The sequence below is a fragment of the Leclercia sp. LTM14 genome, from assembly GCF_023736175.1.
Lineage (GTDB): Bacteria > Pseudomonadota > Gammaproteobacteria > Enterobacterales > Enterobacteriaceae > Enterobacter > Enterobacter barmai.
On record NZ_JAIKTT010000002.1, the window covers coordinates 77,745 to 101,064 of the forward strand.

A 23,320-nucleotide genomic window follows, 5' to 3' on the forward strand; every position below is an offset into this window, starting at 1 on the left:
GTTCGGCTTAAACCTGGGGAACCCTTCATTCCCGTTCTTCAATCCAGCTCACAAGCTCTGCAAACTGCGTTTCTGAAAATACCGCAATGCCATGTTCGGAGAGCAGCGATGCCGCCACTCCCATACCCGGTTTACGCTGACTACGGAAAGAACCGTCATAGATAAACTGGCTTCCGCACGTTGGACTACCATCAGTTAACAATGCAGCAGTGCACCCGGATTCTCGTGCTGCTTGCAGAGCCAGCCAGGCTGCAAGTTGATAATGCTTCGTAACATCCCTTCCAGTATTTTCAATTATTCTGGCTTGTCCGCACATTACGTCTTTACCATCAGCCGACACAATCTCTGCAGGTGGTCTCGGAACAGGTAGCCCGGCCGCTAACTCAGGGCAGTGGATCACCAGGCGCTGCTCCTGTTGCCAGCGAGCAAGTTGATGAGTCATCTGCGCTTTCTCTTTTCCGTTATAACGGACTTTCAGGCCCATCAGACAAGCACTGACCAATATTTTATTTATCATTATTTCTGGGTGTCGGGATGAAAAAGACGAAGGATTGTAACAGCTTGCTCCATCCTCATAAATTAAAGGATTTCAACGTAAGAACGTCCACGCCTGACACGGAGTGGACGGGGCTGAGAGTCTGCTTTGAGCGAGAAGCGGACGTTGGACTTTGTTACCTTACAAGGTAGAGTAAGCCGACCTTTCACGGCCGGTATAACAAGCCATTAGCCCCATTGAATCCTCGTTTTCGCGAATGAATATAGACATTGGATAGGAAGAAAAGGAATGCAATTTATCACCCACGGCCCTGACATTCCGGATGAACTTTTGCAGGCACACGAGGAAGGCCGCGTGGTTTTCTTCTGCGGAGCAGGAATTTCCTATCCTGCCGATTTGCCGGATTTCAAGGGTTTAGTGGATCAGATTTATCGGCTGAACGGCACAACACTTTCCGAAATTGAGCGTGAGGCCTTCGAGCGCGGTCAGTTCGACGCCACACTGGATCTGCTTGAACGGCGCTTGCCGGGGCAGCGTTTGGCCGTCCGTCGCGCGCTGGCAAAAGCCCTGAAGCCAAAGATCAGTCGCAGGGGAGCTACCGATACCCAGGCGGCGCTGTTGCGCTTAGCGCGTAGCCGCGAGGGTGCCGTACGATTGGTCACTACCAACTTTGACCGCATCTTTCATGTGGCAGCCAAACGCACGGACCAAGCATTCCAAGCCTATACAGCGCCGATGCTGCCTATTCCGAAAAACAGCCGCTGGGATGGGCTGGTTTACCTGCATGGGCTGCTGCCAGAAAAGGCGGACGATACCGCCCTGAATCGTCTTGTAGTCACCAGCGGGGACTTTGGCTTGGCCTACCTCACGGAGCGCTGGGCAGCCCGCTTCGTGAGCGAGTTGTTCCGCAACTACGTTGTCTGTTTCGTGGGCTACAGCATCAACGACCCGGTACTGCGCTACATGATGGATGCGCTGGCGGCCGATCGGATGCTCGGTGAGGTCACGCCTCAAGCATGGGCACTGGGCGATTGTGAACCGGGGCAGGAGCACCGGAAAGCCATCAAGTGGGAAGCCAAAGGCGTCACACCTATCCTTTATACTGTACCGGCGGGTACCAATAACCATTCAGTGCTGCACCAAACGTTGCACGCTTGGGCAGATACCTATCGCGACGGTGTGCAGGGTAAAGAGGCCATTGTTGTCAAACATGCTCTTGCCCGTCCGCAGGACAGCTTACGGCAGGACGATTTCGTTGGCCGGATGCTTTGGGCCTTGTCAGATAAATCAGGTTTACCGGCAAAACGCTTTGCGGACCTCAATCCCGCCCCACCGCTGGACTGGCTGTTGGAAGCCTTCTCGGACGAACGCTTTCAGTACACTGATCTGCCGCGCTTCCATGTGCCTCCGCACGTAGAGGTCGACACCAAACTTCGATTCAGCCTGATTCGGCGGCCTGCACCCTATGACCGTGCTCCGCAGATCCTTCTGGCCTCTGGCGGCGTCAGCGGTAGCCAGTGGGATGACGTGATGTTCCATATAGCCCGCTGGCTGGTTCGTTATCTGGACGATCCAAGACTGATCATCTGGATTGCAGAACGCGGCGGGCAAATACACGACCGTTGGGCGTTACTGATTGAGCAAGAACTGGAGCGCTTCGCGGCGCTGGAGCGAGATGGCAATACCTCCGAGCGGGATGATATTCTCTTGCATGCCCCCAAGGCTATTCCCGGTCCCCTGATGTCCACCTTGTGGCGGCTTCTTCTCAGTGGCCGAGTGAAGTCGCCATGGCGTGATCCCAACCTGTATCGCTGGCAAGGCCGCCTGAAGCGCGAGGGCTTGACCACCACATTGCGCCTGGAGTTACGCGAGTTACTTTCTCCCAAAGTGGTGTTGAAGAAGCCGTTTCGCTGGGATGACGATGATTCGAGCAACACCGACGAGCCTTCACGAATCAAGCAATTGGTGGACTGGGAGTTGGTGCTGGCCGTCGATCATGTGCATTCAACGCTGCGCGACCTTGCCGACGATCCATGGCAATCGGCTTTGCCGTACCTGTTGGAAGATTTCCAGCTGTTGTTGCGTGATGCACTGGACCTGTTGCGGGAGTTGGGCGAGGCAGACGACCGTAGCGACCGATCGCATTGGGATCTACCGTCTATCACTCCGCACTGGCAGAACCGGGGTTTCCGCGACTGGGTGAGCCTGATTGAATTACTTCGCGATGCATGGCTGGTAGTTCGCTCCAACGACAGCGCTCACGCTACGCATATAGCTCTGAGTTGGTTTGAATTGCCATACCCCACCTTCAAACGTCTGGCTCTGTTTGCCGCGAGCAAAGACGACTGCATATCGCCCGATCGGTGGGTCAATTGGTTACTGGTGGAAGGAGCGTGGTGGCTGTGGTCCACAGATACCGGACGGGAGGTATTCAGGCTGTTTGTTTTGCAGGGGCGACATTTGGCAGGAACTGCACAAGACCGTCTGGAAGCAGCCATTTTGGTGGGACCTCCGCGCGAGATGTATAAGGATGACTTGGAACCAGAATACTGGCAATACTTGGTGGCACGCTCCGTCTGGCTACATCTGGCCAAGCTCAGCACATCTGGCCTCGTTTTGGGTGCGCCTGCGGCGGCACGTTTGACGGAAATATCCTCTGCCTACCCAGAATGGCAGTTGGCAACCAACGATCGTGATGAGTTCTCTCATTGGATGAGCGGCACCGGTGACCCAGACTACGAGGAAAGTAGAAATGTCGACATAGCGCCCCGTAAGCGGCAGGACCTAGTGCAATGGCTCGCAATACCGATGCCAGAACGTAGGCCTTTCTACGAAGACACATGGTGTGAAGTTTGCCGCACGCGCTTTTTTCACAGTTTATCCGCGTTATATGAGCTATCACAAGATGAGGTGTGGCCTGCGGGCCGGTGGCGTGAAGCTCTGCAAACTTGGACTAAAGAAGGGATGGTGTTGCGTTCTTGGCGGTACGCTGCACCGCTGGTGCAGACCATGCCTGATGCAGTACTTCAGGAGATTGACCACGCTGTCACTTGGTGGATGGAGGTGGCCTCCAAGTCCATCAGCCGTCACGAGGACATCCTGCTGAACCTTTGCCGCCGCGTCCTGGCGCTGGAAAGAGACTCAGGGGCTCGCATTCTCCGAAACGAAATCGAGACCAATGACCCTGTCGGGTCGTCTATCAACCATCCCATCGGGCATATCACGCAAGCACTTATCAACCTGTGGTTCAAGCAGGACCCGAATGACAATGATCTGCTTCCTGCTGAGTTGAAGTTCATCTTCACTATACTGTGCGACGTGCAGATAAATCGATTCCGCCATGGCCGGGTGCTGCTGGGTTCGCAGCTGATCGCATTTTTCCGCGTAGATCGCCCTTGGACCGAACAGCACCTGTTGCCCTTATTTGACTGGAGCAACCCCGCCGAAGCAAAAGCCGTGTGGGAAGGCTTCCTCTGGTCGCCGCGCCTGTACCAGCCGTTGCTGACAGTCTTCAAGTTGCAGTTCCTGGAGAGCGCAAATCACTACGCTGATCTTGGCGAGCACCGCCAGCAATTCGCTACCATCCTGACTTACGCAGCATTGGGCCCGACCGAGGGATACACCGTGGAGGAGTTCAGAACGGCAATTAGCACGCTTCCACAAGAAGGTCTGGAGGAATCCGCGCAGGCGTTCTCCCAGGCCCTTGAAGGTACGGCCGATCAGAGTGAGGACTATTGGAAAAACCGTGCCCAGCCATTCTGGCAACAGATCTGGCCAAAATCCCGCGACTTGGCCACTCCGCGCATCTCCGAGTCCTTGGCTCGTATGGTGATTGCTGCACGAGGTGAATTCCCAGCGGCTTTGACTGCGGTGCAGGACTGGCTGCAACCGATCGAACACCCGTACTACGTCGTTCACCTTTTGCTCGAATCGGGTATGTGCAGCCGGTATCCATCGGACGCACTGGGCTTGCTGAATGCCATAATTGCAGACCAACAGTGGGGGCTCAGTGAGTTGGGGCCGTGTTTGGAACAAATCGTGCAAGCTGATACAAAGCTTGAGCAAGATGCTCGCTACCAGCGACTAAGTGAATATTGTCGAAGGCATGGATTGTGAAAGTAACGGGTCTCGAGCCATATGAGCAGCGAGGTCTAATCAGGCAAATACACACGGACAGACAAATACTGTGTCGCTCGCGCCTCGCTATGCAACTTTTGTCTGTCGGTGATTTGCGGCGTTAAAAGTCCGCTCATGGCACAGGGCTGCTGTTGCAGCCATGACAACCTTAGACTTCAATCGATTCAGAGATCTCTAACGCATCATCTACTTCAATAACCAGATAACGGACTGTGCTTTCCAGTTTCTTATGACCCAACAGAAGTTGGATCACCCGGAGATTCTTGGTTTTCTTGTAGATCAGGTAAAGTTTTGTTCTTCTGATAGAATATGTGTTGTAAAGCGAATCTTCGAGACCAAGCTTTTCTACCCACCCATGAAAGATTCGGTTGTATTGCCGGATTGAAATGTGATGGTTAGTTCAGATCCTAAACCGAAACAAGAAGTCTTTAGTGTGCAACTTGCTAAGTTTTATCAATGCAGCAACAGCTTCTCTTGTCCCATTGGTTATCTCAAATTGTACAAGGGTACCGGTTTTCTGTTGCAACACCGTTGCTCTGCTTGAAACAGAGCTACCATATGCAACATCAGATACTTTGAGTTTGATCTGATCACAGCCTTGAAGCTTACTGTCTAAGGCCATATTGAACAGAGCTAAATAGCGCGTTTTACCTTCCAGTTCAAGCCGGATTCGGATACCCCAGATATGAGATATCTGAAGTGGTCTTTCTTGGCCTATGATACGGTCTTTGTTCCACGCTGACGTGTTCATACTCAAATCTCCTGCAATGTAGGAGATTGAGTATGGTTGTCCCTTGTGAGCGAAAAGCGAAAGGTAGTACTTACCTACAATGGGAGATGGTTCCTAAAATAGAAGCTATTCCGTTTTACTGTTTTCCAAACTTCCCGTGGAGACGCTTGGAAAGAATATCAATAGACTCTTTCTTACCAGAGAAAAGGTCATTCACTACATATTCCATAATCCCGAATGCAGCTTCGATATCATCAATGTTTACTTCGTCATAGGTATGACTACCGGCATTTCCTAGAAATTTTATGGCCATCAGGGTGTCTTTATAAGGCGCATATTGTCCCTCAAGGCTCTCGAGGCGATGGTGAAGCATAATTCGGTTATTTTTGTCATTTAACTCAGGCACGCCGATGGCCGTAAGCATCCTTTCAACCGTAATTCTGATCAGATTAGCTGCAGACCCAGGCTGACTGAGATAAACTGAGAAGGAAGCGGTAAGCGGTTTTCTTATCTCTTCCGCACATTGCTCAGGAATCAGGAAAGGATGCAGTACCGGTGAGAATGACATTGGGCGATACCAATTTTCTAGATGGTCTCCAATGTCATCATCCCAGTATCTATCTGTACCACCAATACCTGAGCAAGCCACAACTTCTTTACACTGTGGTCTTGCGCATTCCGCCATGCAGACGAACACTGATTTGCTCATTTCAGGCTCGAACCAATCTTCACTCCAGCACCCACGAGTTTCGGCCGATTCTTTCGTAATGAAACTGTCTTTTATAATTTGCAAAGTTTTTTGATGACAGATGGGGCACGGCCAGTCGACACTCAAACTGCCATGAAATTGCTCAGAGATTTTATGTACTGCCATTTTACAACGCCCTCGATAGCTGCTGTGACATAGATAGTCATGTCAGGTAAGAATGTATACACATTAATCTATTCCCGGAGTTTTCAAAAGCATACCTATGAATGACTTGTGAAGTGGTCGCCATAAATTGGTCACTATATTAACGTTCTTCTAGAACCCCTATAGGTCCGCTTCTGGCACGAAGCGGTCAGCCAACCGACCCGGGCATCTGCTGCTAGCGAAAAAGTGGAAGCTCGCACCTGTTGTTATAACTAATAAACACATTACTTACAGCGCGGTATATTCATTAACAGGAGGGCTAATTGTGAATGCCCCCAGCTGGACCACGTGGCGGCAATCATAGTTTGTCAAAAATTTTCCGAGTCTGTGGGTCCATCCCATTCAGCAGTTCCTGATACTCCTTCTCACGTTTTGCTTTCTCCTGCACCGTCTTCAACGCCATTTCCATCACCATCACCTCCAGCTCAAGCAAACTTTCCTGATGGGCGCGAAAGGCATACTCTTCTGCCCAAGAACCGATATTCTCATTCAGTGTGTTAATTCCTGCGCTGACGGTTTTCAATGAAGAAGATACGGATGCCAGGATTTTGTTCTCGCTCATGTCTCGCTCCTCTTAAAAGTCACTTGCGTTAGCATTGTTGCCAGAGTCTGGTGAAACTCCTCGCGCTGAGCAGGAGGCAGGTTATTCACATGGGATTTCACCTCGTTAAGGCGTGCCAAGTACTTTTGTTGTACTTCGTCAATAATTTCATTGCGCCGCGCGACCGGGATGGTGGCGAATCTCATTTCAGCAATAACGTCACGGGTTTTATTACCAATCGTCGAACGTCTGGCCATCATCTCTCCTGCCTTTTTAGAACAAACTCATATTGCGAGGAACACCATCGCTGGTGTTGTGGATCGTAAACTGTGTGACCAGACGTAAGAAATCTTCCCGGCCAGGGATCTCCCCTGAAATCAGGCTACGTCGGGTCAGTGCACACCACAGTGCCACCGAATAAGCCTGACAATTAATTGATTTGTCAGGATTAAATTCAATATCGGTGAACGCTGAATAGTGAGCAAGATGTACCTTCAATGGTGAATTGTTTAGTGTATTCAAATATAACCAGTCATAAAAAGCTGTTTTCGGCTCTGTAGGCCAAATCTCTTCCTCGCGAGCCTCGATTGGTCGGAAGGAAAAATGCTTTAAAACCCCTGCATTTTTCAGCTTCTCTGACTGCTTCGCCTCTTTAGGTGATGCCAGCATCAGTCGCGAAATGGACCCAGGATTCCGGAGTCTGAAACAAACACTTTCGAGGATTGAAACAGCGATTCCACGCTAATAAAGTGACCATTTTTACTTGTCACTCCCATATTAAATGCACTCAACTGCCGACCCAGTTCTTCTTCTGATTTGCTGGAAACCTCAAGTGTCCGGGCATCCGGAAATTGTTTTTGAAAATTTGAGTGCAAAGAGGCAATAGATTTCTGCTTCTGGCTAACGGACAGCCCTGGTGACCATTCAAAATCGACGTTTACAATCTCTACCAGCGCGGGACCATCTTCTCTGGGAATAAATACCGGACGTATAGCCATAGGGTTACCTGAATGAGAAACGGGATGGATCCACCACGATACGCTGCGGCAAATTGTTAAGCCAGGCGGGAACGTTCTCCTGCCCATAGAAAATTAATTCGCTGATAAAGTGTGTCGGAATGGTGCCAAGATGAAGAATCTCCGACTGAACATCTACCGGTAGATCGTGCTCTTCGCCATTGTCACCGACGAACATGGCATTGAATGCACTGTAAGTTTGGCGTTCGGCAATACTGATGGACGTCACGCCGGACGATGCAGCATTATGTCTGCAATATACGTTGCGGTTGAGCAAATTGGTATGGTCAAACGATGGGCTCAGGGGGCCGGTAATCAACTCGGTTTTGATTTTCAGTATGACCCATTCATGATCGTTCAGCCCTTGGGTGTATTTATAAAGCATTTTATTGTTCACATGTCCTACCGAAAGCGAAATTGAATCGCGCACACCATCCAGGCGCAGGTTATCGTTATAGTAAAATGGCTGATCAGACGATTCGAGTTGCTGACGAGTGAGAATCCCGTGCTCAAGAATGCTCTGTAGATTAGAAATATGGGTGAAATGATATAGGGCTGAAATCGGCTTACGTTTGATGCTCGTATAATCGATCAAGTTGCGCCAGTCATAATTCTGGATCGCATAAAAATGCAAATTTCTCAGTTCACGCATAAAGGCAAAGTGCAGATCTGACGCGTACGCCGGAGAGAGTCTGGTCAAGCCTGTGAGAGCGTAACGTGTCAGCAGCAGTTCCTTTAATCCCGTCACTTGGCTTAGCAGCATTATCGCGTCCTGCCGCTCCAGCCGCACTTCTCCTACATCAGGCGATATAACTGGCGTAGGGGCAACAACAAGTGTTGGGGCTATCTTCGGCGGTGCCTCAGGGTGTACTACCGTGGGGGGGAACTTCGGTCGTGCTGGCGGTGTTTTCTTCTTACTGAATGCATTGCCAATAATGCCTAAAACAAAAAGTATGCCGATAACAGTCCACATACTGCCTCTGCTTGTAATCGTGAGTAGGTTCTAATGGTAGAAAATGATGCTATTCCTTTCACTGTATGTATTCAAGAAACGAATGGACATTAGTTCATTATTTTTCATGAGTTTACCTTTTAATCGTGATAGGTAATGTCAGCCGATTGAATCGCAACGGGTAATCTAGACATATACTGGCCACACCAAAGAGTGTTTTAGAACCACAAACGTTCGCTGTTGGCACGCAGCGGACAGGCGGCGTGGTCATAAGGTCTGCTGCGAGCGAAAAGCGGAAGTGCTCATTTTTTATCATAACGAAGGAAAGCATGGCTAGCATACACGATGTATTAATGAACCGATGCGGATCGCGTTAACATTTAACTTAAGATGATTACGAACAAAAGCCATTGAGCAATTATTCAGGTTTAAAGCCTGGTCTGCCGTTAGCTGAACGCCAGTTTTTTATCTCATTGATAATTCCTTGTGTTGAATTATCTGCATTCGGTTCAGGATGATATATAAGATCCCAACCATCAGGATGCTCTGTCAATTGACTAAATTTATAAATGGCTTCGTCATGAGCCGATTCTGATAGGAAATCAGCCGTTCTGATTTTTGTAATGAAGTCATAGAACTCTTTCTCTGTATAACTGGATAATTTTTTTCAGCCACGTTACTTATCCTTATGAATATCAATGTGCCGTTTAGGTTTTATGACCTACTCCCCATAAAGTAACATACCACAATGTCATCAAGGTCCGCTTCTGGCACAGGGCTGCTGTTGCAGCCCTGACAACCTTAGACTTCAATCGATTCAGAGATCTCTAACGCGTCATCGACTTCAATGCCCAGATAACGGACTGTGCTTTCCAGTTTCTTATGACCCAACAGAAGTTGGATCACCCGAAGATTCTTGGTTTTCTTGTAGATCAGGTAAGGTTTTGTTCTTCTCAAGGAATGTGTGCTGTAAAGCGAATCTTCGAGACCAAGCTTTTCTACCCACCCATGAAAGATTCGGTTGTATTGCCGGGTTGAAATATGCTGGTTAGTTCCGACCCGAGACCGAAACAAGAAGTCTTTACTGTGCAAATTGCTAAGCTTCATCAATGCAGCAACAGCTTCTCTTGTCCCTTTGCTTATCTCGAATTGCACAGGGCTACCGGTTTTCTGTTGCAACACCGTTGCTCTGCTTAAAACCGCACTACCATTTGCCACATCCGATACTTTGAGTTTGACCAGATCACAGCCTCGAAGCTTACTGTCCAGGGCCATATTGAACAGAGCTAAATCGCGCGTTTTACCTTCCAGTTCAAGCCGGATTCGGATCCCCCAGATATGAGATATCTGAAGTGGTCTTTTTTGGCCGATGATACGGTCTTTGTTCCACGGTGATGTGTTCATACTCAAATCTCCTGCAATGTGGGAGATTTGAGTATGGTTGTCCCTTATGAGCGAACAGCAGACGCCCTGGGTCTCAGGAAAGTCAAGAAACTTCAAACTCATCCTTATGCAGCATTGCCCACTCGCGAAAAGATAAAGTAGTTATGCCCAGCCTGTTGGCCATCTCAGGTAAAGCCGGATAACCGACTTCTGCCTGCCATTCCTGAGCATTTATCACGCCAGGTCTGAACCCTATATCAATCATGGCCTGTGATTCTGCATATTCATATTTCACAGTAAGTCCGGTTACCTGCTCCAGTTCTGTAGCTATCTCAACCGGCGTAGCCAGCATGTCAGCCAGCTCCAGTTCACATCCATTCATGACATCGGGATTTTCTAAGGAAAAACGCACTGCGTACCCCAGCGTTTCTGAAGATATCCAGGCTAACTTGACGCCTTCTGGCACACGGGAAATCAGACGACCTGAATCAAGGCCGACATACATTCCCGCTGCTTTCGGAGGAAGTAAGTTCTCCATAAACAGTGCAGGTTTCAGGATTGTGTATCTTTCAAACCCGGCCATTCTGACCTCGTCCTGTACCGACATTTTGTCATTCCAGTAGCTGGCTGACCATTTTTCCGATTTAAACCAGTCGGCATTTTTATGCTGGCCCGCACCCGAAACGGTAGTCTGAATAAAGTGTCTTACCCCACTTTTTTTTGCCGATTCGATCAGAGATTTAGCCTGCATGACCTCTCGATGCTGACCTGAAGGGTCAGTCAATTGTAGTGAAAACACGGCCTCTACCCCTTGAAGGGCCCGATCCAGTGATGGCTGGTCTTCAAAACTGCCCTCAACAAGTTCAGCCCCTTTATCATAAAGTGCTCTGGCCTTTTCACTGGTTGCATCGGTGGTGAGCGCACGCACGCGGTACCCGCCGGAGAGAAGGTTTTTAACCACACCGGCACCCTGCATGCCTGTGGCCCCAGTAACCAGTACAATACGGGAATGATTGTCAGACATAGTTCCTCACTTGCTTAATTGCATCGAAAAACATAAAGTGGAGGAAATGCTCCACTTTGTCAATTGTAGTTGATTCAACCAGAGGCCTACCATGAGGCGAGATGCCGTTGAGCGTCGGGAAAAACTTCTCGATGCTGCAGAAATTGAATTTGCGCTCCGAGGTATTAGCACACCGCTTGAATCGGTTGCTGAGCGCGCCGGAGTAGGGCCGGGAACGTTTTATCGAAACTTTCCAGACAGGCAGGCCTTGTTAGATGCGTTACTGGACAGATCGCTTACGAGAATGGAGTCTAGGGAGAATGAAACCGATAGCGTTTATTCAACCTGCGAACTGATTGAACACATTGCGCAGAATCTCGTGACAAGCCCCGTGCTCTCTGAATACTGGCGGTCTGCCGGGAGAGATTCTAGGATGGCAACTCTTGCACGTGAGAGATTTATCCGAATAGCAGAAAGGTGTCTTGCTGATGGGGCAAAAAAGAGAATCTTCGTCATGACCTGATAGCTGAGGATCTACCACTAATATCTTCGATGCTTGGAGCAATACTGTGTGGAAGAGATCTTAAAGAGCGTGAAAAAATCAAAGAGCGCGCTTTGTCACTTCTCTATACCGGGCTTCTCAGCAGAGACTAATGAGCGAATCTTACTTGTTGCGTTAAGTCTGCGAGAACCTTCATCCGGACGTCCGCTGTTGGCACAAAGCGGACCGTTGATGAGTTCAGATTTAGTCCCGATGCGTATCGTCTGCCTTATCCTGAGTCGTCAATTATCTCTTTAACTTTATATCCCGTCCTGTTGGTATCTGAACATCGGGTAAATAAGGGCACATAATAAAAAGCGCTAATTAATCGCCTTAAGTCAAATTAACGCCGGTTAACAGATTCGCAGGCGTGAGCTTATTTAAGTCGTTGTTAAGATTAATCTTATAATTAACGGGAATAAGTCCTATTCATTAGAGATGCTGAATGTTTTGGCGTAAATTCATTCGCAAAAATTATGTTACAAATCGTGCGAATTTATTCACAACCAAGGACGTTTAGCGTATGGGGATCTTAAAACCTGGTTTATTACTGACCGCTTTTGTACTGACTGCATGTGGCGGCGGCGGCGGCGGCGGCGGGGGCGGTGGTAGCGACAGCGCGCCCCCGGTAACCACTGCGCCTGAGCAAACGGATAACAGCAATACGGGCACCACGCCGGAAACCCCGGCCACGGCACCGGTCAGCCTGACCACCGGCGGTACCCTTTCCGGTTGGACCTACACCACTCCTGAGGGCCGTGAATATGTTATGCGCGGCACCGGGATCTCTGCGGGCCTGGTGCAAACCCAGCGGCTCACCCGTGACGACCGTTCCCCGGTCTCCTCAACGTCATGGTGCTGTGGCCGTATGAGTTACACCACGTTCGGTACCTGGACACAGTTTGAAAAAGGGCAGCATGACGTCTTCTACACCGGGGATGCCACGCTCGCGGCTAACGTGCCAACCCAGGGAACGGCGACCTATGTGGGTCACGGTATGCGTGAAGATATCCTGAGCGATGCCAGCTTTAACATTGATTTTGCTGCGAAAACCATCAACGGCACCATTGCCGGAAATGATACCTTTGGTAGCGAAATTGCGATGCAGGGCAACATTGCCAACGGGGGTTTCACCGGTAATGCGCAATCCGGCGGGCAGGCGGGAACGTTCACCGGCCATTTCAATGGTCCCACGGCTGAAGAGTTAGGCGGTGTGGCGCAGTTTGCAGACACCACTAAAAACGCTTCCTTTGGCGCGACACGTCAATAAATCGTTTCCCGGTCAGCCTGGCTGACCGGACCTTCAGATGGTAAGCCTTTCTATGACTATTTTGCGTACTGGCGCACTGAGTTTGCTGTGCCCGCTCAGCGTTGCCTTTGCTGCGCCGCCGGAAACCGACTCGATTCCTGCTGCTCCCCACTTTGAACGACTGACCACGCCGGACAAGCGCGCCGGGTCTGGCGATAACACGCTGCATGTGACCAATGCTCAACTGGCGGAACAGCCAGAGCTGGCGATGGCGCTGCTCGATCAGGCCATTCGTGAAGAAAAGTGGCCGATGGTGCGTGCCATTTTACCTGTCTATGAGGCGTCACCCAATCCGGATTCAACCCTGATTCTTTTTGCAAAAGCCGGTCTGGCGCGCAGTCAGGGGCATTATGCAGAGGCGATTGAACACTATCGCGCTATTCTGAGTCAGCATCCTGACTATGCGGCGGTGCGTCTGGATTTAGCGCGTGCCATGTTTGAAAATCGGCAGTTTGACGCGGCTGATTATCAATTTCGTCGCGTATTACAAAGCAATCCGCCTGAGAATATTCAGCAGGTCATTGCCCAATATCTTGAGCGCATTCAGAAAGGCAGCGCATTAACGGGTTCATTCAGCCTGAGCTATCTGAATGACAGCAATGTGAATAATGCGTCATCGGGTAAAACCATTCGGGTTGGCGATCGTCTTTTTATTCGTAATAAGGATAGTTTCCCTCAGCGTGGGGAAGGTTTCTGGTTCAATGGCGCATTACAAAAAGATGTACAACTCTACGATCAGCATGGCTTGCGATTTCTGGGTACGGTAAACGGAAAGAGTTACTGGAATAATCATGATTTTGATGATATTACCACCCGTGCTTATGCCGGATATCAATGGCGTAATTTCCGCCAGCAATTTGCCCTGTTGCCTTTTTATGAAAAAAGATGGTATGGCACCGAGGCGTATTCTTCTGGCCCTGGCGTGCGCGCCGAATACAGTTATTTACTGACGCCCACCTGGCAGGTGAGTCAGGCGCTGGAATATCAGAAGCTGGATTATGATGATCAAGATTATCGATTCCTGCGCGGGCAAAACCGTTACTCTTCCACAACCCTGTCCCATGCCTTCAGTAACCGGGTGTCAGGATTTGCTGGCTTCGATCTGCTCGATCAGCAGACCTTCACCCGCAGTGAATCTAACCATCGGGTAGGTTTGCGCAGCGGGGTGCAGGTTGATATGCCCTGGCAACTCTCTTTTGCCGCCACCACGGCCGTTGCCAGACGCGATTACCAGGCCGACAGCGATATATTCTCGACGCGCCGGAAAGATAATGAACAGATCTATAATCTCTCGCTCTGGCATCGCGACCTTTATTTCTTTGGGGTTATGCCGAAACTAAATTTCACCTGGAAGCGGGTCGACAGCAATATCGATTTCTATGATTATCGACAGAGGAATATCACGCTTGCGCTGGATAAGAATTTTTAACAGGCATTGCCAGCACTTTTTACTGAGTATGCAGAAAGGATCTGATACGAAAGAATGAGATTAACATGAAAAGCACGCTCCGGCGTGTTTTTTTTATTTTATGGGTTGGTAAAAGGTAAAGGTGGCTGCTAACTTTTTGAGTGGCGCTCAGGGGTTGTTTGAAAAAAACGGTAGTGCCTGGCTGAAAAATAATAAATAAGGAAAAAGCATGAGATTTTAAATTTATATAGACTTTTTTGTTGCTTGTTTATTTATTGAGTTTCAGTCATCTTTTCGTCATGAATAAATGAAAGGCTCACGTTATAACAGAGATAAAGGGTTAACTATGTTCAGAGTTTCCTGCTCCTCGCGGGTTATTAAACTGCGTTCAGGACGATACTTATTAATGGTGAGCATGTTATTCCCGACATGGGCATACGCCCAAACGTCTGCCTACGATGAACTTATTATTCAGGCTCGGGATGGCGACCGCCAGCCTTTATTGCAATACCTTGCCGTTCGGGAACAGCAGACACAGTTAACGGCGGGAGAGATTGCTGACTGGCTTCAGGTTTCCTCATGGGCCAATAATGACGTTGAAACGCTGGCGGTATGGGATCGTTATCGCCAGCGCATGGACATCCCTGCCCGGGGGCAGGTCGCTGCCGCCCGCGCGCTGCGTAACCAAAAGCAGTGGAATGCCTCGCTGGCCGTCTGGGAAACCGTTCTGCAAGACGAGCCCGGTAATAGCGACGCCCGCACCGGCTGGATAATGACGCTCGCAGATGCCCATCGCAACGAGCAGGCCATCACCGAAGCCCGGCGCTGGGCAGACGAGGAGCCGGGGCCAGAGAGAGAGGCACTGCTGGCGTATGTTTATCATGCTCAGGGGAAAAACTGGGATTCCGTCCTGGCGGCCAGCCAACTCGATACCGATTCAGACCAAAACAAAAACGTGGTGCCCACGCTGTTGGCTGCCATGTCGGCCAACCGTATTGCCGGCCCCGCGCTGACCCTTTCAGAGCGCTACCCGCAGCCGGATGCCATTAAACGTCAGCTTGAACTGGATGCGGCGGCGCAAACCGTCCGCGCGGCGTTCACGCCCACCCGCAATGAAGATGAGCGATTTCTGGTGGCAGATAAAGCACTGGCTCGCTATAACGCGCTGATTGACGAGTGGAAAGACAACCCCGAGGCGCAGGCTGATGTGCGACGTGCCAGAATTGACCGGCTGGGGGCGCTGGTTATCCGTAAACATATGGATGACGCGATCGCCGAATTTGAATCGCTCGAGGCGAACGGAAAGCCCGTTCCTGACTACGCCAGAAGATGGGTCGCTTCTGCATATCTTGCGCAGAAGCAGCCGGACAAAGCCGAGTCGCTGCTTGAAAGCATCTATTTTCCGCGTGGCTCAACCCTGGCATCACAGCCGCTGACCATGGACGATCAACAGGAGCTGCTGTATGCCCGTCTCGATAACAACCATTTCGACGAAGCGAAGCAGCAGCTGGATACCTACAGTAAAGAGACCCCGTACCTGCAACGGATCTATGGTTCTCCCACACCGCAGCCCAATGACAGCTGGCTGCTGGCCAGAACCTTACAAACCGAATATCTGGTGGCCACCAATGATTTGCCTGCAGCCGAGACGCATGCGGAGCGGCTGGCGCGTACAGGATCGGGTAACCAGGCGCTGCGTATTGCCTATGCCTCAGTGCTGCTGGCGAGAGGGTTACCGCGTGCCGCAGAGCGCGAACTTAAGCTTGCCGAAGTCATTGAACCCAGCAACCTGGCGCTGGAACGGCAACAGGCATGGACGGCTATGGAGCTGCAGGAGTGGCGGCAGGCCGACGAGCTGACGAAGGATGTGGTGAAGCGCAGCCCGGATGACGCCGCCACGTTGCAGCTTGAACGACTGATGGCGGTGCATAACAAAGCTGAACTGCGCATAGCCGGGTCTCAGGGCATCTCCTCCGACAGTCCGGTCAGCGGCAAAAACGATTTTACCCTCAACACGGCGCTTTATAGCCCACCGATTAACCAAAACTGGCGACTGTTTACCGGCTACAACTTTGCCCGTGGCGATTTTGAGGAGGGGAAGGGAATAAGCCGGGACCTGCTGGCGGGCGCGGAGTGGACCTCAAGGGATCTCTGGGCCGAAATGGAGATCTCCGGGCGCAATGATGGCAGCGATCAGAAAATCGGCGGACGCCTCTCCGGCTGGTACGATTTCAGCGACAACTGGCGGGCCGGGGCCTCGGCGGAGCGGTTATCCCGTAACACGCCGCTGCGTGCCCTGCGCAATGGGGTGAACTCCAACGGCGGCGATCTGTGGGTGCGCTGGTATCAGAACGAACGGCGCGAATATCAGGTTTCGCTTTCCGGCGCGCACTTCACCGACGGCAACGATCGGCTGGAATACGGCATCAGCGGTAAAGAACGCCTCTGGACGTCGCCACGTTTTACTCTGGATTTCATCCCTGGCATCGGCGGCAGTAATAACAGCAAAGAAGATGTGCCTTATTACAACCCCAAACGTGATTTTTCGGCGGTGGCAGGGCTGCGCGCCGAACAGGTGCTGTACCGCCATTACGACACGGTCTGGAAGCAGCAGTTTGAGGCGGGAGCGGGCGGTTACTGGCAAAAAGGGCACAGCCCTGGAGCCATCAACCAGTTAGGTTACGGACAACGAATTCAATGGAATAACGTAGTGGATGCCGGGGTGAAACTGACCTGGGATAAGCGTCCTTACGACGGGAAGCGGGAGCGCAATATTGCCCTCGCATTTGATCTGAATGTCAGGTTTTAAGGGCGCTTCATGATGAAACGATGGCTTCTTGCCGCAGGGGTAATCGTCGGGTGGATGATGATGAGCATATATGCACTGGCCGCGGCACCGCGTTATCTTCCTCCCGCCGAGCGCCCGGCGCTGTATGCGGACCAGCGCTGGCCCACAAACAGCTTTCTGGTGCTGGCCTGGCATGACGTGGAGGACGGTGCCGCCGATCAGCGCTATCTGTCCGTGCGCACCAGCGCCCTGAACGACCAGTTTGCCTGGCTGAATGATAACGGCTACCACCCGATTAGCGTGCAGCAGGTGCTGGATGCCCATGCCGGGAAAACGACATTGCCTGAAAAGGCGGTGATGCTGACCTTTGATGATGGATACAGTAGCTTCTCGACGCGCGTTCTGCCGCTGCTTCGGTTGTTCAAATGGCCTGCTCTTTGGGCGCCTGTCGGCAGTTGGGTGGATGCCCCGGAACATTCGCTGGTGGATTTTGGCGGACTAAAAACGCCGCGGGAAAAATTTGCCACCTGGAAGATGGTGCGGGAGGCCAGCGAGTCGGGGTTGGTGGAAGTGGGTGCGCACACCTGGGCATCCCATTACGGCCACCAGGCCAATCCGCAGGGCAGTCAGGAGCCCGCGGCCGCTAACCGTTTCTACGATAAAACCCGCGGGCAGTACGAAACGGATGCGCAGTTTGAACAGCGTATGGGGGCCGACCTGGCTCGCATTTCGAACAAAATCAGAGAGGTCACCGGGAAAGCACCGCGCGCCTGGGTCTGGCCCTACGGTGCGGCGAGCGGGACCACGCTGAAGCTCGCGCATCAGCAGGGCTACCAGATGGCGTTCAGCCTGAACCAGGGTCTGGCGAATGCCGCCAGTCTGGAAGACATTCCCCGGGTGCTGATTTCCAACAACCCTTCGCTGCGCAGTTTCGCCAGCCAGATAGCCCAGGTCAGGGAACCTGACACCATGCGGGTTATGCATATCGATCTCGACTATGTGTACGACAAAAACCCGGCTCAACAGCGTAAAAATATTGATGTGCTCATCCAGCGTGTTTTCGACATGAAGATAACCCACGTCTTTTTACAGGCCTATGCCGATCCAAAAGGGGATGGCAACGTCAATGCGCTCTATTTCCGCAGTCGCTGGCTACCTATGCGGGCGGATCTGTTTAACTTCGTGTCCTGGCAGCTGCAGACCCGTGCCGGGGTGAAGGTTTACGCCTGGATGCCGGTGCTGGCGTTTGGGTTAGATCCCTCGGTGCCTCGCGTGGCGGCCTGGTCGCCAGATACCGGACGAAGTGCGCCAGATAACCGCCATTATTTGCGCTTATCTCCCTGGAGTGCGGTTGCCCGGCAGAGGATCAACGACATCTACGAGGACCTGGCGCGCCATGCTAACTTCAGCGGCATCCTGTTCCATGATGACGCTTTTTTGACCGACTTTGAGGATGCCTCTCCGGATGCGCTCAAAGCCTATCGTGCAGCAGGCTTCCCGGACAACATTGCGCAGATCCGCGCCGACCCGCAGCTGCTGGCGCGCTGGACGCGCTTTAAAAGTCGCGCCCTGATTGATTTTACCCGACAGCTCACGCAAACCGTGCGTGCCGTGCGCGGGCCACAGGTCAAAACCGCCCGCAACATTTACGCCATGCCGGTACTGGATCCGCAGAGCGAAACCTGGTTTGCGCAGAATCTGAATGATTTTCTCGGCACCTACGACTGGACAGCCCCGATGGCGATGCCGCTGATGGAAAATGTCCCGGTCAAGGATGCCAATGCCTGGCTGGACAGACTCGTCAGGCAGGTCGCCCGTTACCCTGGCGCACTGGATAAAACGGTTTTTGAACTTCAGGCACGCGACTGGCGTAAGGGGGCAGGGCAGGACGATATTAGCGGTGAAATGCTTAACGGGTGGATGCGGCAGCTCAAGATGAGCGGCGCCGGAAACTTTGGCTACTACCCGGACGATTTCATTAACGATCAACCCCGGATGGCAGAGATCCGTTCTGCTTTTTCCTCTTACTGGTATCCGCAAAAATGACCGATCGCCTCATCGCCTTCCTGATCCTTTGCCTGATGTTCAGTTTTCCGCTCGGCGTGGCGGTGATTTTTACCGGTGAAGTGATCCTTAATTTCGTCTTTTTCTGGCCGCTGTTTATGTCGGCCCTCTGGATGAGCGGTGGGCTTTACTTCTGGTTTTACCGCGAGCGCCACTGGCCATGGGGGCCGGACACGCCGCCACCTGAACTCGCAGGCAATCCGCTGATTTCCATTCTTGTGCCGTGCTTTAACGAAGGGGTGAATGCCCGGGAGACTATCGAAGCGGCGCTGGCGCAACGTTATGAAAATATAGAAGTGATTGCTATTAATGACGGCTCTATAGACAACACCGCGGCCGTGCTGGACAAGCTGGCGAGTGAATATCCGCGGCTGCGGGTGATTCATCTGGCGGAAAATCAGGGCAAAGCGGTAGCCCTGCAGGCGGGTGCGGCGGCGGCGCGCAGTGATTTTCTGGTGTGCATTGATGGTGATGCGCTGCTGGATAAGGATGCAGCGGTATATATGGTCGCACCGCTGCTCAATTATCCTCGCGTGGGGGCCGTGACCGGCAATCCGCGTATCCGCACGCGTTCAACGCTGATTGGGCGAGTCCAGGTGGGGGAGTTTTCATCTATTATCGGCCTCATCAAGCGTACCCAGCGCGTCTATGGTCAGGTCTTTACCGTTTCCGGCGTCATTGCCGCGTTTCGCCGTCGCGCCCTGGCAGAGGTGGGGTACTGGAGCCCGGATATGATCACGGAAGATATTGATATCAGCTGGAAGTTACAGCTGCGCCACTGGTCCATTTTCTTTGAACCTCGTGCGCTGTGCTGGATTTTGATGCCCGAGACGCTGAAAGGGCTCTGGAAGCAGCGTCTGCGCTGGGCGCAGGGGGGCGCGGAGGTGTTTATTATCAATATGCGTCGCTTGTGGGGCTGGGAGTACCGGCGCATGTGGCCTCTGTTTATTGAGTTTTGTATGTCAACCGCATGGGCCTTTGCCTATGCCATCACCATCCTGTTGTTTCTCATCGGGCTGCTTATTCCGATGCCCGATTCTTTATATGTTCAGCACCTTTTCCCACCGGCTTTTACCGGCCTGATGTTGGGCGTGGTCTGTCTGTTGCAGTTCGCGGTCAGTCTGTTTATTGAACGACGCTACGAGAAGGGTATTGCGGCGTCGCTGTTCTGGGTTATCTGGTTTCCGGTGGTGTACTGGATGTTGAGCCTGTTCACTACGCTTGTGGCTTTCCCGAAAGTCATGCTGCGCCGCAAACGCAGCAGAGCTCGTTGGGTGAGTCCCGATCGTGGTATTGGGAGATTAAAACCATGATGCAACCGTTAATTTTTACTGAACAACAGCGGCTTCCTCGCGTGCTGGATGCCCTGTTAACGATCATTGCCTGGCTGGGGTTTAGCTGGCTGATTTACAGTGGTCTGATAAACGCGATTGAACATGATCCTTTTATAGGGACCCGGCCGTTCTACACCACGCTCAATACGTTGAGTATCTACCTGCTGGTGGCCTGTCTTATTGGTATGGCGCTGATCGGCTGGGCAAAATACAACCAGATTCGCTTTCGTATTGAACGTCGTAAGCGACGGCCGGAACTTGAACGCGATGAAGTGGCGGCAAGTTTCAATATCACCCCCGAACTGGCGCTGGTGATGAGTCAGGCCCAGGTCTTTACTCTTGCCCATTATGATACGGGCGCCATTGACCGCGTGTGGATGGTGAAAACCTTCGCTGGCGTGCAGAGCGAGTAACAAAAACCTGCCGGTAAGTCTGGATGTTTGCTGGCAGGTTTTTTGGGTTGCCTGCGGTGCGCGTAACGAACCGGCTGCAATGCCCAGGAAAATACCAACACTGGGCAAAACAAGTGCCTGGTATTGGAAATTTTCGGCAGCTATGAGCGAAAAGCGGACCCTGGCGTTCTTTATAAAAATCCGGTTTGTGTTGTTTTGCATTAGTTTAGAGACGAAAAATATTGCGTCGGTGATTTACCCAGTGCTTTTCTGAACATCGTAATAAACGCGCTGACCGAATCATATCCCAGCATTCCGGCGACGCGCTGCACGGACTGACCTTCTGCCAGATGGCTCAGGGCTATCATCAAATGCAGTTGCTGACGCCAGCGACCAAAGCTCATTCCTGTTGCCTCTTTTATCCGTCTGGCCAGAGATCGCTCGCTGATGGCCAGATGAGCAGCCCACTGCTTTAACGTTCGCCGGTCATCAGGCTCATTAAAAAGTGCCTCAGCCATTTTCCGGATTTTAGGATGATCCGATACGGGAAGATGGAGCGCTTTAACCGGCACATCCGGAATATGTTCCAGCAGCACTGCTGCGAGCCTGGCGGTTTTACTGTCAGGAGAATAAACCTGTCCCTGCTCTGCAAGATACAGAACAAGCTCGCGGACCAGAGGCGTAATCGCCAGGGTACAGCAGATTTCCGGCATCACCACCGCGCCGGGTTCGATAAACAGAAAGCAGGTATCTGCATTCTTCGTAATCCGGCAACTATGAGGGATTTCACCCGGAACCCAGACTGCATGTCCCGGTGGAACAAGCCACAGCGCATCCTCAACCTCACAGCTCACTGCACCGCGCAAAGAGAGAATAAGTTGTCCCTTGCGATGAGTGTGCGGACTCTGCCCGGCATACTCGCCTGACGATGATACATGCAGGGCAATAGCAGCCTGACTGAAAGCATCGGCGTTAAACTCCTCCGGCGAGGTCACGGTTTTTTTATTGACTGGCATGATTTAGCTATATGTTGTCAGATTATCTATATTCTGTAACTCATGCTTTCTTTAAAGTCTTTCTTTTTTCCAGAGAAAGCAAAATTTATGTCCCACACGACGAACAAGTGGTCTTCAGTCATACTTGTGACCGGCATCCTTTTTATCGCCATTAACCTGCGTGTTCCTTTTACCGCTATCGCACCCGTTTTAGAGTCTATTCGCCATGATTTTGGGCTAAGTATCACAGCCGTTGGGTTGCTTAACTCGCTACCTTTACTGGCCTTTGCCGCCTTTTCTCCCCTGAGCGCACCCATCTCCCGCAGGTACGGCCTGGAACGCACCCTTTTTGCTGCCCTGGCCGTGATTTCTGCAGGCATCCTGCTTCGCTCCACAGGCAGCGTCTGGGCGCTTTATGGCGGAACCATATTAATAGGTATCGGGATTGCTCTGGGCAATGTCCTTCTGCCAGGTCTTATCAAACGTGACTTTTCCGGTAACGTGGCTTCCGTGACGGGGGCGTATTCCATCACTATGGGTGCCGCGGGTGCCATTGGTTCAGCCATTGTCATTCCTCTGACGCAGAACTGGGGATGGAACATCGCGTTAGCCATGCTGGTTATAGCACCGTTCCTTGCGCTGCTTTTATGGTTGCCGCAGTTAACGAACAAGCATCAGCTGCCAGCCGCGGGTGAGAAACAAGCGGCGTCCGTCGCGGTCTGGCGCTCGCCTCTGGCATGGCAGGTCACCCTGTTTATGGGCCTGAATGCGATGCCGTTTTATGTTGCGGTGGGCTGGCTTCCAGCCATTCTTACGCACAGTGGACTCTCCTCAGCTCAGGCTGGCGAGGTACACGGCATCCTTCAGCTGACCACCGCCATTCCCGGCCTGATTCTGGCGGCCACGCTGCGTCGTCTCAACGATCAGAAATTAGCTGCTGCTGGCGTCAGCCTGTTAACCGCAGTGTCCTTTATCGGCATCCTGTATCTGCCGGCTATGGCGATGCTGTGGGCCGCGCTTCTCGGCTTCGGCTCAGGTGCCAGCATGATGCTGGGTCTGACATTCATCGGGCTGCGTACTAAAAACGCGGGTGATGCTGCCGCCTTGTCAGGCATGGCGCAGAGTGTCGGTTATCTGATGGCGGCGATGGGTCCGCTTTTGCTGGGCAAAGTACAGGAGTTGTCCGGAGGCTGGACGGTGCCATTACTGATGACCGCAGCAATCGCAGTCGCAGGCGCCTGCACCGGAATGGCTGCCGGACGAAACGCTCACCTGGAACCTGCACTGCAGCCGGGCTGAATTTACAGACACAGCAGGG

General features: G+C 52.0%; 17 protein-coding genes and 3 pseudogenes. 9 read left to right on the forward strand and 11 right to left on the reverse strand.

Features of this window, described 5'->3' with window-relative positions:
* Positions 1-25: 25 nt before the first annotated feature.
* Positions 26-517, reverse strand: a complete 492-nt coding sequence (locus K5I40_RS04750) for a DUF523 domain-containing protein (RefSeq protein WP_223075405.1) — start codon at positions 515-517, stop codon at positions 26-28.
* Positions 518-784: 267 nt separating this feature from the next.
* On the opposite strand from K5I40_RS04750, the gene dsr1 reads away from it, so the two are divergent.
* Positions 785-4,612, forward strand: a complete 3,828-nt coding sequence (dsr1, locus tag K5I40_RS04755) for an anti-phage defense-associated sirtuin Dsr1 (RefSeq protein WP_223075404.1) — start codon at positions 785-787, stop codon at positions 4,610-4,612.
* A gap of 169 nt (positions 4,613-4,781) precedes the next feature.
* Here the strand turns inward: dsr1 and K5I40_RS04760 are convergent.
* The 9 genes and pseudogenes from K5I40_RS04760 to K5I40_RS04805 all read right to left on the reverse strand — a co-directional run bounded on the left by K5I40_RS04760 (position 4,782) and on the right by K5I40_RS04805 (position 11,192).
* Positions 4,782-5,384: pseudogene (locus tag K5I40_RS04760) on the reverse strand (tyrosine-type recombinase/integrase).
* A gap of 115 nt (positions 5,385-5,499) precedes the next feature.
* Positions 5,500-6,237 carry a DUF4145 domain-containing protein gene (locus K5I40_RS04765; protein WP_223075403.1) on the reverse strand — a complete coding sequence of 246 codons (738 nt, stop codon included), beginning with the start codon at positions 6,235-6,237 and terminating at the stop codon, positions 5,500-5,502.
* 337 nt (positions 6,238-6,574) lie between these two features.
* Positions 6,575-6,838, reverse strand: coding sequence for a hypothetical protein (locus K5I40_RS04770; RefSeq protein ID WP_223075402.1), 264 nt, complete (start codon positions 6,836-6,838; stop codon positions 6,575-6,577).
* Positions 6,835-7,077 carry a hypothetical protein gene (locus K5I40_RS04775; RefSeq protein ID WP_251929542.1) on the reverse strand — a complete coding sequence of 81 codons (243 nt, stop codon included), beginning with the start codon at positions 7,075-7,077 and terminating at the stop codon, positions 6,835-6,837. The genes K5I40_RS04770 and K5I40_RS04775 overlap by 4 nt, the downstream gene beginning before the upstream one ends.
* Before the next feature lie 13 nt (positions 7,078-7,090).
* A pseudogene (locus tag K5I40_RS24095) lies at positions 7,091-7,902 on the reverse strand (DUF6977 family protein).
* Entirely contained in the window at positions 7,820-8,806 is a 987-nt protein-coding gene (locus tag K5I40_RS04790; protein ID WP_223075399.1) for a DarT ssDNA thymidine ADP-ribosyltransferase family protein, read from the reverse strand. Before K5I40_RS04790 ends, K5I40_RS24095 begins: the two are co-directional and overlap by 83 nt.
* 397 nt (positions 8,807-9,203) lie before the next feature.
* A pseudogene (locus tag K5I40_RS04795) lies at positions 9,204-9,440 on the reverse strand (bacteriocin immunity protein); the annotation flags it as partial.
* 146 nt (positions 9,441-9,586) lie between these two features.
* Positions 9,587-10,189, reverse strand: a complete 603-nt coding sequence (locus tag K5I40_RS04800) for a site-specific integrase (protein WP_223075398.1) — start codon at positions 10,187-10,189, stop codon at positions 9,587-9,589.
* An 82-nt stretch (positions 10,190-10,271) separates the two neighbouring features.
* Positions 10,272-11,192, reverse strand: coding sequence for an NmrA family NAD(P)-binding protein (locus tag K5I40_RS04805; protein WP_223075397.1), 921 nt, complete (start codon positions 11,190-11,192; stop codon positions 10,272-10,274).
* 91 nt (positions 11,193-11,283) lie between these two features.
* Between K5I40_RS04805 and K5I40_RS04810 the strand changes: the two genes are divergently transcribed.
* From K5I40_RS04810 to pgaD, 7 genes are all read left to right on the forward strand, one after another.
* Positions 11,284-11,694, forward strand: coding sequence for a TetR/AcrR family transcriptional regulator (locus tag K5I40_RS04810; RefSeq protein WP_251929543.1), 411 nt, complete (start codon positions 11,284-11,286; stop codon positions 11,692-11,694).
* A gap of 541 nt (positions 11,695-12,235) precedes the next feature.
* Complete coding sequence (locus tag K5I40_RS04815) at positions 12,236-12,982, forward strand: Slam-dependent surface lipoprotein (RefSeq protein ID WP_223075395.1); 747 nt, start codon at positions 12,236-12,238, stop codon at positions 12,980-12,982.
* A gap of 52 nt (positions 12,983-13,034) precedes the next feature.
* Entirely contained in the window at positions 13,035-14,450 is a 1,416-nt protein-coding gene (locus K5I40_RS04820) for a surface lipoprotein assembly modifier (RefSeq protein ID WP_223075394.1), read from the forward strand.
* Positions 14,451-14,775: 325 nt separating this feature from the next.
* Entirely contained in the window at positions 14,776-17,238 is a 2,463-nt protein-coding gene (gene pgaA, locus K5I40_RS04825) for a poly-beta-1,6 N-acetyl-D-glucosamine export porin PgaA (protein WP_223075393.1), read from the forward strand.
* Positions 17,239-17,247: 9 nt separating this feature from the next.
* Positions 17,248-19,263, forward strand: coding sequence for a poly-beta-1,6-N-acetyl-D-glucosamine N-deacetylase PgaB (pgaB, locus tag K5I40_RS04830; RefSeq protein WP_223075392.1), 2,016 nt, complete (start codon positions 17,248-17,250; stop codon positions 19,261-19,263).
* Complete coding sequence (pgaC, locus tag K5I40_RS04835) at positions 19,260-20,594, forward strand: poly-beta-1,6-N-acetyl-D-glucosamine synthase (protein ID WP_223075391.1); 1,335 nt, start codon at positions 19,260-19,262, stop codon at positions 20,592-20,594. Before pgaB ends, pgaC begins: the two co-directional genes overlap by 4 nt.
* On the forward strand, positions 20,591-21,028 hold the full coding sequence (gene pgaD, locus K5I40_RS04840) for a poly-beta-1,6-N-acetyl-D-glucosamine biosynthesis protein PgaD (protein WP_039028573.1): 438 nt from the start codon (positions 20,591-20,593) through the stop codon (positions 21,026-21,028). Before pgaC ends, pgaD begins: the two co-directional genes overlap by 4 nt.
* 200 nt (positions 21,029-21,228) lie before the next feature.
* Here pgaD and K5I40_RS04845 read toward each other — a convergent pair whose 3' ends face one another.
* Entirely contained in the window at positions 21,229-22,023 is a 795-nt protein-coding gene (locus tag K5I40_RS04845; protein ID WP_223075390.1) for a helix-turn-helix domain-containing protein, read from the reverse strand.
* An 87-nt stretch (positions 22,024-22,110) separates the two neighbouring features.
* Here K5I40_RS04845 and K5I40_RS04850 point away from each other — a divergent pair, with 87 nt between their 5' ends.
* Positions 22,111-23,301, forward strand: a complete 1,191-nt coding sequence (locus K5I40_RS04850; RefSeq protein WP_223075389.1) for an MFS transporter — start codon at positions 22,111-22,113, stop codon at positions 23,299-23,301.
* Positions 23,302-23,320: the final 19 nt, after the last annotated feature.